The following is a 17383-nucleotide window of genomic DNA, read 5'->3' as shown; positions in this document are numbered from 1 at the left end:
TAAACCAGGCTTGTCATATTCTTTGAGATAAGGCGATCGCAGCCTGGACTACAAGCACTTTCATGATGTGATGCCACTTCAGTTAGTTTCCGAACCTTAATGTTGCTTGTCGTCTGATTTAATCCGCAGCGCATCAATCAGCGCAGCTAATGCGGGTGGAATCTGGCGGCGATTTGGGTGGTAAAGGTAGTAACCTGGAGCGGTCTGACACCACTCTGCCAAGACTTGAATTAACCGACCCTCGGCAACAAGCTCAACAATTTGATCCTCGAAGAGGTAACCAATTCCTTGTCCCGCCAATGCCGCCGCTAGAATCAGATCGCTGTCATTAAAGATGAGCGAACCATCGACTCTAACCTGAAACGATCGCCCATCTCGCTCAAACTCCCAAGGGTAGAGACTTCCAGAAGTTATGAATCGGTAATTGATGCAGCAATGTTCAGCAAGATCTTGTGGGGTCTTGGGAATCGGGTGGTGGGCAAAATAGGCGGGCGACCCAACCGTTGCCCAGCGCACCTCTGAGCTGATTCGCACTGCAATCATATCTTTAGCAACTTTCTCACCAAACCGGATGCCAGCATCGTAACGACTTGAAACAATGTCGGTCAGTCCTTCATCGATCGTAATCTCGACGCGGATATCTGGATAGGTTTCGAGAAAACCGGGCAGCATGGGAGACAGGATCGAAGTCGCGGCGTGTTTAAACGTAGTAATACGTACTGTCCCACTAGGCTTGTCCCGCAGTTCACTCAAGGCAGTCAGTTCAGCGCTGATGTCCTCAAAGGCAGGTCGCAACGTTCTCAACAGTCGCTCACCCGCTTCAGTCGTCGAGACTTTTCGGGTTGTTCGCGCTAGCAATCGTAACCCAAGACGGTCTTCGAGCGATCGCATGGCATGGCTCAAGGCAGAGGCAGACATGCCCAACTTCGCGGCGGCGCGTGTAAAGCTCATCTCGTCGGCAACCACGACGAAGGCGGCTAAGTCGTTCAATTCATCCCGCTTCATTACTGCATATTTTTCATCAGTTTATGCTGATTATGCCATCTAGTCAAGGAATTGCATTTGATCTATCGTTGAAGTTCAGCTAGTGTTAAAAATCGCAATACGCACTTATTTGGAATATAATGCGCTACAACAAACTAGGGTCTACAGGACTTTTCGTATCGGAACTATGTTTCGGCACCATGACCTTCGGAGGCAGAGGTTCTACTAGTGTCATCGGTAAGGTGCAGCAGACAGAAGCAGATACCTTGCTCGCGCAGGCATTTGAGGCGGGCATCAACCTGATCGACACCGCCGATATTTACTCAGAGGGTGATTCCGAGCGGATTACCGGACAGGCTTTGAAGAATTTGGGTACAAAGCGCGATGAGGTGATCGTGGCGACCAAAGTATTTGGCAACATGGGTTCAAAGCCGAATCAGCAAGGATCTTCACGCGGTCATATTCTCGATGGCGCAAAGGCAAGCCTTGAACGGCTGCAATTGGAGTACATCGATCTGTATCAGCTCCACGGGTTTGATCCTGCCACTCCGATTGAGGAAACCCTCACAGCCTTGACCGATCTGGTCAGACAGGGACTGGTTCGCTACATCGGGGTTTCAAACTGGGCGGCTTGGCAGATTGCAAAGGCATTCGGCATCTCCAACCTCCACAACCTGGCAAAGTTTGCTTCGCTTCAGGCTTACTACTCGATCGCAGGTCGGGACTTGGAACGTGAGATCGTGCCAATGCTGAGTAGCGAAGACCTCGGTCTGCTGGTCTGGAGTCCTCTAGCTGGAGGACTGTTGAGCGGTAAATATAATCGAGAGCAGCAGGAGCATGAAGGAAGCCGCCGCACTACATTCAAATTTCCGCCTGTGGAGATGGAGCGCGCCTACAACATTATTGATGTTTTGAAGGAGATGGCTCAACACAAACAGGTTTCTGTGGCACAACTTGCTATTGCGTGGCTCTTGCATCAGCCCCGCGTCACGAGCGTCATCCTCGGAACAAAACGGATTGAGCAGTTAACAGACAATTTGGGCGCGATCAATATTCTTCTCTCCGAGGAGGAGTTGCAATCGCTAGATCAAGTGAGCCAACTTCCTACCGAGTACCCTGGTTGGATGCTGGACTTTTGGAGTCAAGCGAGAGTTCAGCAGTTAAAAAATTCACGCACCGTTGTTCCAGTTAAAAGAGAAACTCCATGAACCTTACTGCTTTTCGCACCCTCGGTCGCTCTGGCTTGATTGTCAGCCCGATCGCCCTTGGCACTATGACCTTCGGCACACCTCAATGGGGTGCGCCCGACGAGGTTGCTAAGTCTATCTTTCACGCCTACGTCGATGCGGGCGGCAACTTCATTGATACGGCTGACGTGTATTCTAAGGGACGCAGCGAAGAATTGATCGGCGGCTATGTACGTGATCGCAGTCTGCGCGATCAACTGGTACTAGCAACTAAGTTCAGCTTTCACGGCGGCGAACCTAGCAATCCCAATGCAGGTGGTAACGGACGCAAGAATATCTACCGGGCGATCGAAGGGTCACTGCAACGACTGCAAACCGACTACATCGACCTTTACTGGATGCATGTTTGGGATCTGGTGACACCCGTTGAAGAAGTTCTACAGTCGCTCGGTGATCTCGTCCGCGCGGGTAAGATCCGCTACTTTGGATTTTCAGACTTACCTGCCTGGTACGCCACCAAAGCCGTCACACTAGCGTCAGCACACAACCTTCCCGCACCGATCGCCCTACAGCTTGAGTACTCGCTCGTCGAGCGCAGCATCGAGCGCGAACATTTGCCTGCCGCACGCGATGGTGGACTTGGCGTGTGTCCTTGGAGTCCTTTAGCAGGCGGCTTTCTGGCGGGTAAGTACCAGCGTGCAGATGCGGGAGCCACTGGAGAGGGGCGGCTTGGCGGCAGTAATCCGTTTGGCAACACAAAGTTTACTGAGCGCAACTGGCGCGTACTCGACACCCTCCGGATAGTAGCGGCACAGGTCGATTGCCCACTGGTGCAGGTTGCCCTTGCCTGGGTCTTGGCGCAGTCCGGCGTTACCTCGCCCATTCTGGGTGCCAGCAAGCTAGAGCAACTGCACGACAACCTGTCCTCGCTAGAGATTCGCCTCACCCCCGAACAGTTTCAAATGCTAGACGAGAGCAGTGCGCTCGACCCCGCCTTTCCCTACGGCATCTTCACGAGCGAGGTGAACCGTAGCATCTTTGGCGGCGTGAGCGTTCAGGGTTGGTAAATCTTGCAAAGAGCGATCGCACAGTCTTTGTTCTACAAAAGCCAAAATCATCACGCTACTGCGTGAGTTCTTAGCCCTCTTTGGGCTAGCCCTTTCAAGGTGGGTAAAAATGTTAGTCAAAAAACCTCTTTTTAACTTCTTACCTCTGTTTTCTCTGCGTCTGGAGTAGTTAGATAAGTTACTTTCAAACCACAGAGGCACAGAGGAGGGCAGTTGCGTGGGCGGGTTTCCCGACTTGAGCAAACTGCCCGTAGCGCAGAGAGAAAAAACGAGATTTTTCGAGTCACCTTGAAAGGGCTAGTTCTATGACCCTCAACAACAGCGCATTGTCTACACTAATTTTGAGGATGAGCTAAAAGAGATTGTTGAGACTGATGTACCTAGTACGTCACGGCGTAAATAGAGCAACCATTTAAAATCCCTAAAGAGCTTATTTCATAATACTTTTGACTTCCACCTTGCGGTACTAACTCTGTAACCTTTCCTCCATCCCAACGTTGCCCTGTAAGCCGCCTGTGTGTACCACCAACAAGCGATCGCCTTTACCAAAAAATCCCTGCTTTAGTAAATCCATCACTCCATAAAACATTTTTGCGGTATATACGTAATCAAGAGGTACGCTATGTTCCTCCCTGAACTGTTGGCTGAACAGTAGCAGCTCATCGTTTACCTTTGCATAGCCGCCAAAGTGGTAATCATACACTAATTCCCAAGATGCTGGACTATATGCTGCGGGTAAACCAGAGGCGAGATAATTTGTCAGCAGACTTTCGATTTCTTGTGCCAGAAATGCCCCGTTTTTCAATACTGGAAAAGCGATCGCTTTTTGTCCTTGATCCAACGAAAGCGCAATACCAGCCAGTGTGGTAGCCGTACCGCAAGCTACGCATATATGATCAAATGCGTAGGCGTAGCCAGCCGTAGGCATCGCATTACCAATTATCTCCGTGCAGCCGCGCACACCATTTAAATTACTCCCACCTTCGGGAATGATAAACACCTCACCGAAACGTTGTTGCAGATATTCCTGTAGCGCTGCTGTGTTGCGTTGTCGATACATCTCGCGGTTCAGATACACAAGCTGCATACCCTGCTGTACAGCAAAACTCAGTGTCGGATTCAATGGTAGCCTCTCCTCTCCACGAATTACACCAATAGTGCGAAAACCGAAAAGATTACCAGCAGCCGCAGTTGCATAGATGTGATTGGAATAAGCGCCGCCAAAGGTGAGTAACCTCGTAAAATTTTTCTGCTTGGCCTCTAAAAGGTTGTACTTTAGCTTGAACCACTTGTTGCCGTTAACCCATCGGTGCATCAGATCTAGGCGCAGTACATACAGATCAACACCAGCGTGGCGGACAATTTCGCTGTTGATTTGTTGTAGAGGAGGAGAAATAAAAGTTAACGACATCCCTAAACATTCTAACTTAGTATTTACATTTTCTCACATTCATTATTAAAGATAAAAGTAATGATAAACATTGAGTAATTCCAATGGTAAATCAATCTGAATGACTAATAAATCTTTCTGATGATTAGCTTTAGAAATTAACATTTTACTAATTGAGTATTTCAGGTAAATATAATAAACATAACTCTCGCTTCAAATAATAATCTTTTTGGAGAAAACAAATGGTTGCACTCATCCAGCCCACTCAAGTTACTCCCAACCCAGGACGTTTGACGATTCAAACTGTTGAAATTGCTCCTAAAACGACTGCTATCCGTTGTCTCGACTGGGATAGAGAACGTTTTGATATCGAGTTTGGTTTACGGAATGGGACGACCTATAATTCTTTCTTAATTCAAGGAGAAAAAGTTGCTTTAATTGACACATCTCACCGCAAGTTTGAGCAGCTATATCTTGAGATACTGGTGGGATTAATTGATCCGACTAAAATAGATTACTTGATTATTAGTCACACGGAACCTGACCACAGTGGCTTAGTGAAAAATATTTTGCAATTAGCTCCCTCCATTACTGTTGTCGGTGCTAAGGTAGCTATTCAATTTTTAGAAAATATGGTTCACCAGCCCTTTAAATCAATGCAGGTGAAAAGTGGACAGCTATTAGATTTAGGCAAGGGACACCAATTAGAATTTATCTCTGCACCTAACTTACACTGGCCTGACACAATCTTCACTTATGACCACAAAACTTACACTCTTTACACCTGTGATGTGTTTGGAATGCACTACTGTGATGACCACACCTATGATGAAAATATTACCTCAATAGAGGAGGATTTTAAATATTACTATGATTGTCTCATGGCCCCCAATGCCCGATCCGTTTTGGCAGCTTTAAAGCGGATTGAAAAGTTAGAAATAGGAACAGTTGCCACAGGACATGGCCCTTTATTACAAAACTATATCTCGGAATTGCTTGGACAGTATCAAAACTGGAGTTTAGAACAAGCAAAAACAGAGACTTTAGTAGCTCTATTTTATGTTGAAGATTACGGGTATAGCGAGCAGTTAGTCCGTAGTATAGCTCATGGATGTACGAAAACAGGCGTGGCAGTAGAATTATTTCCTCTCAATAGTTCTGAGCCTCAAGAAGTTCGAGAATTAGTTGCACAAGCCTCTGGTTTAGTAATTGCAATGCCCCCCCAATCTTCGGTGATGGTTCAAGCTTGTTTAAGTATTATTTTAGCTGCTGTTCACAAGAAACAGACAATTGGTTTATTAGAGTCGGCAGGGGGAGAAGATGAACCCCTTTACCCTTTACGTAATAAGTTTCAAGAACTAGGATTAACTGAAGCTTTTCCACCTATCTTAGTTAAGGAAATTCCTACCCAAACAATGGAACAGCTTTGTGATGAAGCGGGGACAGATATGGGTCAATGGCTAAATCGCGATCGCACCATTAAACAGATCAAATCCATCAATACCGAGCTAGAAAAAGCTTTAGGGCGTATTAGCACAGGATTATACATTATTACCGCCAAAAAAGCAGAAATTCAGAGTGCTATGTTGGCCTCTTGGGTGACACAAGCGAGTCTTGAGCCTTTAGGAGTAGCGATCGCAGTATCCAAAGAGCGGGCAATTGAATCTTTGATGCATGTTGGCGATCGCTTTGTTTTAAACGTTTTAGAAGAAGGTAAATATCAAGGATTAATGAAACATTTCCTGAAACGTTTTGCTCCTGGTGCAGACCGCTTTGCTGGAGTGAAAACATATCCAGCGAACAATGAATCGCCCGTTTTAGCTGAAGCCCTAGCTTATATGGAATGTGAAATCACTAGCCGCATGGACTGTGGAGATCATTGGGTAATTTATAGCACAGTTCAAACTGGAAGAGTTGCCAAGCTAAATGCACTTACCGCCGCCCATCACCGCAAAATTGGCAATCATTACTAAATAGGGCATTGGTCATTCTCCTTGTCTTTTTGCCTCCCTTATTTCCCCGACTTTTCCTGACAGACGCGATGAATCGCGTCTCTACCCAAACGTGATGAATCGCGTATCTATCCAAACGTGATGAATCGCGTATCTACCCAGACGCGATGAATCGCGTCTCTACCCACTCTTGTACAGACGCGATTCATCGCGTCTCCCAAAAAACTATGTATAAATCTGTTGAAAATGCCCCGATTACCATGTACGAAATCAATCGGGGGCGCGTTGTACGAACCTTGGAATTTATCCAAGATGTAATTGTAATTTCTTTGTGTATCGGTTTATTTTGCTTCATGGTGCTTCAGGTGAGAGATATGTTTCTCTCCTTACTTCCGCCTCTAGATTTTCATGCTGTTACTGCCGATATTCTCTTTTTACTTATCTTAGTTGAGTTATTCCGACTGCTAATTATTTACCTACAGGAACATCGAGTATCTATTGGGGTAGCTGTTGAAGTTTCCATTGTTTCTGCTTTGCGAGAAGTCATTGTTAAAGGGGTTTTAGAAACAAATTGGAGTCAAGTTTTAGCAACTTGTGCCTTTTTATTAGTGCTGGGAATACTACTGTTCCTGCGAGTTTGGCTACCCCCGACCTTTGAAGGTATCGACCCGGAACATGAAGCATCTAAACGCTATAGAAATCTAGCCAAGTCTGAATTAACACAAACCAATAGTCATTAGGAACAAGCAGGGGGAGTAGGGGAGGCAGACAGAGAAAGAACTATTGATTATTCATCCATCCCCAATGTCCAATCTCCAATCCCCAATTCCCAATGCTCAATACTTCGGCTCCGCTCAGTACAAGTGCCCCATGCCCAATTAAGAGAGGTTATTATGTCTGCTGCCACATTAACGCCCAACCATAGCAGAGATGTACAAGTTGCTGAAATTGGTAAAAATACTCTGATTTTGCGATCGCGGACTTGGGACAGACTAAAATTTGAGGTGGAATATTCCCGCCAACGGGGAACTACAGCGAATTCTTATCTGATTCAAGCTGATAAAAAAGCTTTAATTGACCCTCCCGGCGAATCCTTTACCGAAATTTACCTTGAGCAACTAGCACAACATCTAGATTTTATCTCCCTCGATTACATTATTCTCAGTCATGTCAACCCGAACCGCAGAGCAACCTTGCAAGTATTGCTCTCTCTGGTTCCTCAAGCCACTCTCATTTGTTCTCGTCCCGCCGCCAATGCTCTAAAAACTGCCTTTCCCGAATTTGAATCACCTATTCAAGCGATGCGATCGCAAGATACTCTAGATTTAGGACAAGGACATCATCTATCATTTATCACCGTACCAACTCCCCGTTGGGCGGATGGACTTTGTACCTATGATTCCGCCACAAAAATTCTCTACACAGACAAACTTTTCGGCGCTCATATTTGCGAAGATACTTTGTTTGATGAAGATTGGAAGGGATTAGATGCGGAACGTCGTTACTATTTTGAATGTCTCCATGCACCCCAAGCCAAACAAGTTGAAGTAGCCTTAGATAAATTGTCAATTTTGGGAGCGAGATGTTATGCCCCTGCACACGGGCCGGTTGTGCGTTACAGCCTTAGTCGTTTTAGCTATGATTATCGTCAATGGTGTCAAGGACAAAAATCTCAGGAGTTGAGTGTTGCTTTGCTCTATGCTTCTGCTTATGGTAATACAGCAACTCTGGCGAATGCGATCGCTCAAGGATTGATTCAAAATGCAATTAATGTAGAATCAATCAACTGTGAACTAGCCGATTCTGCGGAGATTAACCGCATTGTTGAAATTTGCGATGGCTTGATTATCGGCTCACCCACATTAGGCGGCCATGCACCGACTCAAATTCAAACTGCTTTAGGAATCGTCCTCTCGGTGGCGGCTAAAACTAAGTTAGCAGGGGTGTTTGGTTCTTACGGTTGGAGTGGCGAGGCAATAGATTTAATCGAAAGCAAGCTCAAAGATGCTAATTATCAACTAGGGTTTGAAACAATTCGGGTGCGTTTTAGTCCTACTCCTGAAATTCTTCAGCAGTGTCAAGAAGCGGGTGCTTCCTTTGCCCAAAACTTGAAGAAAACTAAAAAACTGCGGACTTCCCGTCAGGTTGTGACAGAAACTCATGTCGATCGTACCGAACAAGCGGTGGGGCGGATCGTTGGTTCTCTGTGTGTTGTGACAACTCGTGATGAAGAAACCCACAAAGGGGTTTTAACTTCTTGGATATCTCAGGCAACTTTTAACCCGCCAGGAATTATGATTGCAATCGCTCAGGAGCAGAATGCAGATTTAATGCATCATCCTGGTGATAAATTTGTGCTGAATATCCTCAAAGAAGGAAGAAATGTACGACGATATTTTTCTCGTCATAGCACTTTAGGAGATAATCCCTTTGCAAATCTTGCCACACAAACTGCTCTTAATGGTTGTTTGATTCTAAATGAGGCATTAGCCTATTTAGAATGTACGGTGCAAAATCAGCTTGAATGTGGCGATAGATGGTTGATTTATGCCGTCATCAATCACGGTGAAATATTGGAAAATGATGGTGTCACTGCTTTAGAGCATCGGAAATCTGGCAGCTATTATTAACCTGGCTTTTCACGGTATGTGGAAATACCTCACTTCTATTTCTCTCTCCTAAAAGGAGGAACCACTGCGGTGGACGGGTTCCCCGGCATAAAGGAGGCAGTGCGTTGCGGGGGTTCCCCCCGTTGTAGCAACTGCCGTCAAGTGGCGTCAGAGACTTTGAATTTTCCCCCTTCCCGCGTCGGGAAGGGGGTTAGGTTTTTTGTGAGCTTTCCTACATAAGGGACTTCCAAGAAATAAATTATCCAAATAAACGAACCACAGAGACACAGAGAACACAGAGGAATAAGAAGGAGAGAGTTTTTTCGCCAGTTTTTTGAGTATTTTTTTATTTGGAAGTCCCTAACATGAAAAGTCAGGTACACACAAGTCTTTTAGAGTTGCAATACGATTGTTTCGACTAACAATGCCATTGTTTCGGCTGACAATGCGATTGTTTCGACTGACAATGCGATTGTTTCGACTGACAATGCGATTGTTTCGACTGACAATAGGATTGTTTTGACTGACAATACGATTGTTTTGGCTAACAATGCGATTGTTTCGGCTGACAATGGCATTGTTTCCGTTAACAATGCTAGACTTTTCGCGGGATCTGGAAAACCTCACTTCCATTCCTCTCTCCTCTTAAGAGGAGAGAGGGTTTTATTTTTCACCTTTTCTTAGTACGGAAGCTTGCTTGGTAGTTAAGTTTTTCAGGAACTTTACTCATTGTCGGCGAATCTTAGTGCCAATCCCCCATGCTGAATATCGTGATCTAATATTGTTGGGTATCCTATAAATTACGATCGCTTGATACCGATGATTGAAGTTGAGCATCTAAGTAAAATATACGGTTCCACCCCAGCGATTAGTGATGTCACTTTTAGCGTCGAGCCAGGGGAGATTTTAGGGCTTCTGGGCCCCAATGGTGCTGGTAAAACTACAACCATGCGGATTCTGGCTGGTTATTTACCGGCAACGAATGGTAATGCCCGCATTGCTGGTTATGATGTCCATGAAAATTCCCTAGCTGTGCGCCAACGAATAGGTTATTTACCGGAAACACCACCGTTATATCCAGAAATGACGGTAGAGGGATTTTTGCATTTTGTAGCACGAATTAAGGGAGTTCCAGCAGGCGATCGCACCAATAAGGTAATAGCCGCTATAAAACGCTGCAACTTAGAAGATAAGCGGCGGGTAATTATTCGCAAACTTTCTAAAGGATATCGCCAAAGGGTAGGAATTGCTCAAGCGATCGTCCACGATCCACCAGCGATCATTCTCGATGAACCCACTGTCGGACTCGATCCTCGACAAATAATTGAGGTGCGGAATTTAATTAAAAGCCTCGCTGGAACTCACACAATTATTCTTTCCACGCACATTCTGCCAGAAGTTAGCATGACTTGTAGCCGCGTCGCCATCATCAATCAAGGCAAAGTTGTGGCAACTAATACTCCAGAAAACCTGATGACTCAGTTGACAGGTGGTTCAGGATATGAATTGGAAATAGAAGGAGAAGCTGCCTTAGCCAAACAAGTATTGCAAAAAGTCGCGGGTGTGAGTTTGATAGAATCAATTGCGACGGGAATACAAGGTTATCAACCACAGGCAAATCGCGCTTACCTGCGGGTGATATCGCAACCGGGAAAAGAACCAGGAAAGGATATTGTCACAACATTAGTGCGTGCAGGATTTGGTTTACATGAGCTGCGGCGTGTTAACGCCACTTTAGAAGATGTGTTCTTGCAACTGACCACAGAAGAAAAAAATTTCGATACTGAGGTAGACTTAGCAGACAACGAAGGAGAGGCAGCGTAAATGGGTATAGTACTGAGTAATATTATTGCCATTTATCGCCGAGAGTTACAGAGTTATTTTGTATCGCCTTTAGCTTATGCGATCGCAGGCATATTTTGGTTACTCGCGGGGTTATTCTTCGTGATGATTTTGTTAGGGCCAGATGGGATATTGGTAGGAGTCGCGGCAATAGATTCACAAGGGCAACAACTAGGAGTGCCAGTACCGCCAATAGATGTCCCCTACGAATTTGTCAAGGTATTTTTGGAGCGTATGGAGTGGCTATTGCTGTTTATCCTGCCAATTTTCTCAATGGGACTCTATGCCGAAGAACGTAAGCGGGGCACTTTAGAACTGTTAGCCACGTCACCAATCACCAATTGGGCGGTAGCTGTAGGTAAGTTATTAGGCGTGCTAACATTTTTCACCACGATAATTGCACCCATGCTACTGTTTGAAGCGATCGCCATCAGCGGATCAAATCCACCAATGGCGCTCTCAATTCCCTTGCTGGGTCATTTTGGATTAATCTTGCTAGCAGGGGCAATTTTATCTTTAGGAATGTTTATTTCCTCCTTAACAGACAGCACAATTCTGTCTGCTGTTCTCACATTTGCAGCAGTTTTATTGTTGTTATTGATTGATTTAATCGCTAAAATTGTCCCTGGTCCGGTGGGTGAAGCCTTAGGTTATCTCTCGTTGCTGAAACATTACAACACCTTAATTCAAGGCATTTTTGATACCAGCGCTTTGATTTTATTCGCCAGTTACATTTTTTTGGGCATCTTTCTCACAGCTCAATCAATTGATGCACTGCGCTTTCAAAGGCAGTAATCATATAAGTTATGAGTTAAAAGTTATGAGTTAGGAGTTAAAACTCATAACTCATAACTTCTCACTTTAGTCTAAATAATATGAAGATAGTTGCAAAAAAGAAACTGTGGAAATATCTATTTTGGTTGGGTCCGTTCCTAATTAGTGTCGGCTTAACAGTTGGGTTAGTCTCTCAACAGTGGGGACTAATTCCATTAGCATTTCTGATTGCGGGAATTGTGATCAGTGGGTTGGGGATAATATGGCAAAGCTACCAAAGTAACTGGTGGAGGCGTCGTTCTACCCAAGCTGGGACTAATGCCTTAGTAGCAACTCTAGCAGTGTTGGCAATTTTGGGATTGATTAACTTTTTGGGAACTCGCTACCACTTGCGGACAGATTTAACAGAAACTCAATTATTTACCCTTGCGCCCCAGTCACGGGAATTGGTGAGGGTTTTACCACAGCCAGTTAAGGTGTGGGTGTTTGATATTAACCAAAATCCCCAAGACCGAGAATTACTAGAAAATTATCAACGGCAAAGCTCAAAATTTAAATATGAGTACATCGACCCCCAAGCTAGACCAGGACTTGCAGAAAAGTTTGGTGTTAAAGATTATGGGGAAGTTTATTTAGAATCTGGCGATAAACGGCAATTAGTGCAAACAGTAAATGAAAATGAACGCCTGTCGGAAGTCAGATTAACTAGTCGCCTGCAACAACTAACAAATTCAACTACAGCCAAAGTTTACTTACTCCAAGGTCATGGCGAACGCCAACTTTCGCCTGGTAAAGGTGCAATATCACAAGCCATTCAGGGATTAGGCGACAAAAATTTCACAACATCACCCCTGAATTTAGGAGAAACTTCCAAAGTTCCTCAAGATGCCGCTGTGGTGATAGTGGCTGGCCCTAAGCGAGGGCTGTTTGAAGGCGAAGTCAAAGCCTTACAAGAGTATCTTAATCGCGGCGGTAACTTACTGCTGATGATTGATCCTAATACCGATCCGAAAGTTGACAGCTTGCTACAAGAGTGGGGTGTTCGTTTGGATAATCGTTTAGCAGTCGATGTCTCTGGCGAAAGCGTCGTGGGACTTGGCCCTGCTACGCCCTTAGTCACAGAATACGGACAACATCCGATTACCAAAGATTTCCGTAACGGCAATTCTTTTTATCCGATTGCCCGACCCCTAGAAATTAGCTCTGTGCCTGGTGTTGAGGCTACTCCACTGCTGCGAACCAAACCCTATCCCAAAAGCTGGGCAGAAAGCGACCTCCAAAGCGAAAAATTGGAGTTTAATGCAGATAAAGACCTGAAAGGGCCTCTAACCTTAGGCGTAGCCCTGACAAGAAAAGTAGTTAAATCTGCTTCCACTCCCCAAGCTGCACCGACACTTTCACCCCTACCATCACCAACCACTCAAAGCAAGGCTTCCCCCACTCCCCCTGCCTCCCCTGTTCCTACTCCTTCCCCCACTCCTTCATCTCAAATAGCCACTGAGTCACGGTTAGTGGTTTTAGGAAATTCCAATTTCGCCACTGATGGCTTGTTTCAACAGCAATTAAATGGAGATGTATTCCTGAACTCAGTTACTTGGCTGAGTCAACAGGAAAAGCAACCCCTTTCCATTCGCCCCAAAGAACCGAAAAACCGTCGGATAACCCTGACAACCACACAAGCCAATCTTTTAATATTGTCATCTCTGTTAGTTTTACCCTTAATTGGGTTTGCGATCGCAGTTATTATTTGGTGGAAACGAAGGTAAGAAAGGAGTTAAGAGTAGAGACGCGATTAATCGCGTCTGTACAAAAGAGACGCGATTAATCGCGTCTGTTAGGAGTTATAAATATTAACTCTTCACCAATGCTCAATGCCCAATGATTAAAAAATGAAATTGCCGCGAACGACTTTAATTTTGATACTGCTAGCGCTGGGTTTAGGTGGTTTTGTTTACCTCTATGAATTTCGCGGGGCGACTGTGCGAGAAGAAATCAATGAGCAAAAGCAGCAAATTTTCTCTTTTGCAGAAGATGATGTGCAGTCTCTAACAGTCAAGACAAAAAAACTCACCTTGAATCTGGAACGTAACTCTGAATCTAGTAACCCCAAGTGGTTAATCAAATCTCCGATATCGGCCCCAGCAAATGATGCTATTGTTTCTTATTTGATGGATTTGTTGGTCAAAGGTAAGAGTGATGCCTACGGCGGTAAACTACGCACTTTATCAACTCCAGTAAAAGAGCTTGGAGAATTTACTCTAGATCAACCTCAAGCCACTATCAATATCACCCTGAAAAACCGACAAAGCCATCAATTGATTTTAGGTAAATCTAACTTTAACGGACGTTTCTTGTATGCTCTAGCTGACTCTGTTGCTAAACCCGATGGTAATATAAATGTGTTGTTAGTATCTACAGATTTTGCAAATGCTGTGAATCGGGAACTATCAGAGTGGAAGCAACCTGTAGATAATAGTCAGAAACTACCTGGACTCAGCACCCCTTTACCAACTCCGACAAATGGTAAATGAGGATAGGGGCTACACAGGCAAAGTCCCTCCGGGTTCGCCAGTCGCCTACGGCGGGAAACCCGCCTACAGCGCTGGTCTCACTGCCTCCGCAGACTAAGGAAAAATTGGGGGTTTGAAACTCACGTTTGCCCTTGGCTTCCCGCAGGGTAGGTGCGTAAAGCTTCGTGAAGGCGCTATTTTGAACCGCCGATTTAACGTTAAGTTGACACTTCAAATCTCACTATTTTTTATAATTTATTTATGACAAATCCGACAGCAACATTGCTGATTTCCTGCCCAGATCAACGGGGACTAGTGGCAAAAATTGCCAATTTCATCTATTCTAATGGTGGTAATATTATTCATGCAGATCAGCATACAGACTTTGCTGCTGGGTTATTCCTTACTCGCATTGAATGGCAGTTAGATGGGTTTAATTTACCGCGAGAATTTATTGCACCTGCTTTTAATGCAATCGCACAACCTTTAGACGCTAAGTGGGAAATACGTTTTTCTGATACAATACCACGCATTGCTATTTGGGTAAGTCGGCAAGACCATTGTCTATTTGACTTAATTTGGCGACAACGTGCTAAAGAATTTGTAGCTGAAATTCCTTTAATTATTAGTAACCATTCTAATTTAAAGGTAGTGGCAGAACAATTTAATATCGACTTTCAGCACGTTTCCATCACTAAAGACAATAAATCAGAACAAGAAGCCCAACAATTAGAATTACTCCGCCAGTACAAAATAGATTTAGTTGTATTGGCAAAATATATGCAGATTGTTAGTGCAGATTTTATTAATAAATTTCCGCAAATTATTAATATTCATCATTCATTTTTACCAGCTTTTATCGGAGCCAACCCTTATCACCGAGCTTTTGAACGTGGGGTAAAAATTATTGGAGCGACGGCGCATTATGCCACTGCTGATTTAGATGCAGGCCCGATTATTGAACAGGATGTAGTGCGAGTCAGTCATCGTGATGAAGTTGATGATCTGGTGAGAAAAGGCAAAGATTTGGAGAGAGTTGTATTAGCAAGAGCGGTGCGATCGCACTTACAAAATCGTATATTAGTATATGGTAATAAAACAGTAGTATTTGAGTAGCTGAAATCTTGCAATTGCATTCCTGAACTGAAGCGATTCATCGCCAGGATAAACACTCCATACCCCCTCACTAAAGCTGTGCAATGTTGTTCAAATTTGATATCTTGGATTACTTCTTCGATTATTTGTCTAATTTCTAGCCCTTAGTCTTTTAAGACTTGTTTCAAGTCAATAAAACCGTTTTTGACTTCCAGCCTCATTTGCTCTACTTCTTTTCTGAGTTTCAGTGTTTGGTGTAAGTTCACTGCTGTCAACGCTACACTGTATAAAAATATTAACAGTGATCACTCAGTTTGCGAAAGCGAAGTTAAATAGTTAACAGTCTAGTAGTAATGAAGATATTATGACTACTGACAATTTCATCGTCCGCCCAATGAACAGATCGGAAATGGATTTGGCGATTGCTTGGGCAGCAAGCGAAGGTTGGAATCCAGGAAGCTATGATGCTGAATCTTTTTATCAAACTGACGAGAGCGGTTTTTTTTTGGGGGAGTTGAATGGTGAGCCGGTGGGGTGCATTTCTGCTGTTGCTTACGATCCACACTTCGGCTTTTTAGGTTTTTACATTGTGAAACCCCAGTTTCGTGGGCAGGGGTTGGGTATGAAAATTTGGAAGACAGCAATGGACTATCTGGGTGCTGATCGTAACATCGGCTTGGATAGTGTAGTGGCTCAACAAGATAACTACAAAAAGTATGGTTTCCAAATCGCTTATAACCATATTCGTTATGAAGGGGTGGGTGGCGGTGTTGTGCCTGCTGGGATCGTGGAACTAAAAACAGTGCCTTTTGAAGAGTTGGTGGCTTACGATCGCCAACTTTTTCCTTCTAAGCGATCACTGTTTCTGCGACATTGGATTGAACAGCCAAAAAGTACTGCCTTAGGGTTTCTCAAAAATGGATATCTTGTTGGTTACGGAGTTATCCGGTCTGCCCATACAGGTTTTAAGGTTGGGCCACTGTTTGCTAATGACGAACAGATTGCTGAAGCATTATTTCAAGCCTTGCTTGCACAAAATCCTCATGCTCCAGTGTTTTTTGATGTGCCGGATACAAATCTACAAGCGATTGACCTAGTTCAACGTTACCAATTGCAGCCAGTCTCTCAAACTGCTCGGATGTACAATAAAGAAATTCCTAGTTTACCTATTTATCGCGTTTTTGCTGTGACAAGTTTGGAACTAGGTTAGAGACGGACAAACAACGTGTTTACACCCCTAATATACAATCCCACTGTCAGCGCCTGAGTTTTTCTGTTAGTCCGCGTGGGTCAAACTTGATGACTTTTAAGAAGTCAGTTCTTAACAAGTGTTACGATCGCAGCTACCAGTTTAGCGGGATCGGCTGGTTTAGCAATATGGAGTTGAAATCCGGCTGTAAAAACCTGTTTTTGTGTCGTTTCTGCGGCGGGCTACGCCTACGCACTTGCAAAATCGTGTATTAGGCTATGGAAATAGGACAGTAGTATTTGAGTGATTTTATATCCGAAGGAATTTAAACAGGCAGTTTTAAGTCAGAAAGCGTCTTCATGAGTAATCCTCAATTCCCTCAATAGCGCTGCTCAATCAAAGGTGTGAACCCTGATCAAAATGAATACCCTTGAGTTTCCAAACATTCAAGCCTCCCGGCTATTACAATTCGGCGATCGCAGTAGAGAAATTTCCGAAAGTGTAGGGAAGGAGTTGTAACTGTGCGTTCCGAATTAAACCTTCAAACGTTAATGATCGGCAATTATCCGATCAACAATTTGCTTCATGCCTGCTGGCTGAAAATTATTATCACGCATACGAGCTAAGATTAAATCTCGAAACCTTTCATAAGGAATACCTCGCCCAAATCTTCCTACAAAGAGCTTTATAACCCACCTTCCGCACCCTAACTGTCACACATCAATAAAAAGTCTCTTTAGTAGTACATAGGAACTAAAGTAGAGTGAATAGAAAGAAGGATTAA

The 17383-nt window shown here is 44.3% G+C and carries 14 protein-coding genes; 11 read left to right on the top strand and 3 right to left on the bottom strand.

Annotated features, from left to right (window positions below; genetic code table 11):
• Positions 1-96: 96 nt before the first annotated feature.
• On the bottom strand, positions 97-1005 hold the full coding sequence (locus V7K46_RS29050) for a LysR family transcriptional regulator (protein ID WP_335119435.1): 909 nt from the start codon (positions 1003-1005) through the stop codon (positions 97-99).
• Positions 1006-1124: 119 nt separating this feature from the next.
• Here V7K46_RS29050 and V7K46_RS29045 point away from each other — a divergent pair, with 119 nt between their 5' ends.
• Positions 1125-2192, top strand: a complete 1068-nt coding sequence (locus V7K46_RS29045) for an aldo/keto reductase (protein ID WP_335119433.1) — start codon at positions 1125-1127, stop codon at positions 2190-2192.
• The gene (locus V7K46_RS29040; RefSeq protein WP_335119431.1) at positions 2189-3238 is read left to right on the top strand and encodes an aldo/keto reductase; all 1050 of its coding nucleotides are present in this window, start codon (positions 2189-2191) and stop codon (positions 3236-3238) included. Before V7K46_RS29045 ends, V7K46_RS29040 begins: the two co-directional genes overlap by 4 nt.
• Positions 3239-3704: 466 nt before the next feature.
• Here the strand turns inward: V7K46_RS29040 and V7K46_RS29035 are convergent, their stop codons facing one another.
• Positions 3705-4649, bottom strand: a complete 945-nt coding sequence (locus V7K46_RS29035; protein WP_335119428.1) for a 1-aminocyclopropane-1-carboxylate deaminase/D-cysteine desulfhydrase — start codon at positions 4647-4649, stop codon at positions 3705-3707.
• Between the two features lie 221 nt (positions 4650-4870).
• On the opposite strand from V7K46_RS29035, the gene V7K46_RS29030 reads away from it, so the two are divergent.
• From V7K46_RS29030 to V7K46_RS29020, 3 genes are all read left to right on the top strand, one after another.
• The gene (locus V7K46_RS29030) at positions 4871-6601 is read left to right on the top strand and encodes a diflavin flavoprotein (protein WP_335119426.1); all 1731 of its coding nucleotides are present in this window, start codon (positions 4871-4873) and stop codon (positions 6599-6601) included.
• Between the two features lie 206 nt (positions 6602-6807).
• A complete protein-coding gene (locus V7K46_RS29025) occupies positions 6808-7320 on the top strand; it encodes a phosphate-starvation-inducible PsiE family protein (protein ID WP_335119456.1) in 513 nt (170 codons plus the stop codon).
• Positions 7321-7473: 153 nt separating this feature from the next.
• Positions 7474-9210, top strand: coding sequence for a diflavin flavoprotein (locus tag V7K46_RS29020; RefSeq protein ID WP_335119424.1), 1737 nt, complete (start codon positions 7474-7476; stop codon positions 9208-9210).
• 339 nt (positions 9211-9549) lie between these two features.
• Here V7K46_RS29020 and V7K46_RS29015 read toward each other — a convergent pair whose 3' ends face one another.
• Complete coding sequence (locus V7K46_RS29015; RefSeq protein ID WP_335119422.1) at positions 9550-9822, bottom strand: hypothetical protein; 273 nt, start codon at positions 9820-9822, stop codon at positions 9550-9552.
• 186 nt (positions 9823-10008) lie between these two features.
• On the opposite strand from V7K46_RS29015, the gene V7K46_RS29010 reads away from it, so the two are divergent.
• The 6 genes from V7K46_RS29010 (at position 10009) to V7K46_RS28980 (ending at position 16620) form a co-directional block, all read left to right on the top strand.
• Positions 10009-11013, top strand: a complete 1005-nt coding sequence (locus V7K46_RS29010) for an ABC transporter ATP-binding protein (RefSeq protein WP_335119420.1) — start codon at positions 10009-10011, stop codon at positions 11011-11013.
• A complete protein-coding gene (locus V7K46_RS29005; protein ID WP_335119418.1) occupies positions 11014-11826 on the top strand; it encodes an ABC transporter permease in 813 nt (270 codons plus the stop codon).
• 80 nt (positions 11827-11906) lie between these two features.
• Positions 11907-13571: a GldG family protein gene (locus V7K46_RS29000; RefSeq protein WP_335119416.1), complete on the top strand. Its 1665-nt coding sequence runs from the start codon at positions 11907-11909 to the stop codon at positions 13569-13571.
• 123 nt (positions 13572-13694) lie between these two features.
• Positions 13695-14336: a DUF4340 domain-containing protein gene (locus V7K46_RS28995; protein WP_335119414.1), complete on the top strand. Its 642-nt coding sequence runs from the start codon at positions 13695-13697 to the stop codon at positions 14334-14336.
• 240 nt (positions 14337-14576) lie between these two features.
• Positions 14577-15431: a formyltetrahydrofolate deformylase gene (gene purU / locus V7K46_RS28990; protein ID WP_335119412.1), complete on the top strand. Its 855-nt coding sequence runs from the start codon at positions 14577-14579 to the stop codon at positions 15429-15431.
• 343 nt (positions 15432-15774) lie between these two features.
• Positions 15775-16620, top strand: coding sequence for a GNAT family N-acetyltransferase (locus V7K46_RS28980; protein ID WP_335119410.1), 846 nt, complete (start codon positions 15775-15777; stop codon positions 16618-16620).
• Positions 16621-17383 lie beyond the last annotated feature (763 nt).

Source organism: Nostoc sp., from assembly GCF_036917395.1.
Lineage (GTDB): Bacteria > Cyanobacteriota > Cyanobacteriia > Cyanobacteriales > Nostocaceae > Nostoc.
The sequence above is the reverse complement of the archived record's forward strand: the minus strand, read 5'-3'. Positions and strand labels throughout refer to the sequence as shown.

Excerpts from the sequence above, each read along its gene's own strand:
- V7K46_RS29050 (WP_335119435.1), bottom strand. The coding sequence starts at position 1,005 with ATGAAGCGGGATGAATTGAACGACTTAGCCGCCTTCGTCGTGGTTGCC.
- V7K46_RS29045 (WP_335119433.1), top strand. The coding sequence starts at position 1,125 with ATGCGCTACAACAAACTAGGGTCTACAGGACTTTTCGTATCGGAACTA.
- V7K46_RS29040 (WP_335119431.1), top strand. The coding sequence starts at position 2,189 with ATGAACCTTACTGCTTTTCGCACCCTCGGTCGCTCTGGCTTGATTGTC.
- V7K46_RS29035 (WP_335119428.1), bottom strand. The coding sequence starts at position 4,649 with ATGTCGTTAACTTTTATTTCTCCTCCTCTACAACAAATCAACAGCGAA.
- V7K46_RS29030 (WP_335119426.1), top strand. The coding sequence starts at position 4,871 with ATGGTTGCACTCATCCAGCCCACTCAAGTTACTCCCAACCCAGGACGT.
- V7K46_RS29025 (WP_335119456.1), top strand. The coding sequence starts at position 6,808 with ATGTATAAATCTGTTGAAAATGCCCCGATTACCATGTACGAAATCAAT.
- V7K46_RS29020 (WP_335119424.1), top strand. The coding sequence starts at position 7,474 with ATGTCTGCTGCCACATTAACGCCCAACCATAGCAGAGATGTACAAGTT.
- V7K46_RS29015 (WP_335119422.1), bottom strand. The coding sequence starts at position 9,822 with ATGGAAGTGAGGTTTTCCAGATCCCGCGAAAAGTCTAGCATTGTTAAC.
- V7K46_RS29010 (WP_335119420.1), top strand. The coding sequence starts at position 10,009 with ATGATTGAAGTTGAGCATCTAAGTAAAATATACGGTTCCACCCCAGCG.
- V7K46_RS29005 (WP_335119418.1), top strand. The coding sequence starts at position 11,014 with ATGGGTATAGTACTGAGTAATATTATTGCCATTTATCGCCGAGAGTTA.
- V7K46_RS29000 (WP_335119416.1), top strand. The coding sequence starts at position 11,907 with ATGAAGATAGTTGCAAAAAAGAAACTGTGGAAATATCTATTTTGGTTG.
- V7K46_RS28995 (WP_335119414.1), top strand. The coding sequence starts at position 13,695 with ATGAAATTGCCGCGAACGACTTTAATTTTGATACTGCTAGCGCTGGGT.
- purU (WP_335119412.1), top strand. The coding sequence starts at position 14,577 with ATGACAAATCCGACAGCAACATTGCTGATTTCCTGCCCAGATCAACGG.
- V7K46_RS28980 (WP_335119410.1), top strand. The coding sequence starts at position 15,775 with ATGACTACTGACAATTTCATCGTCCGCCCAATGAACAGATCGGAAATG.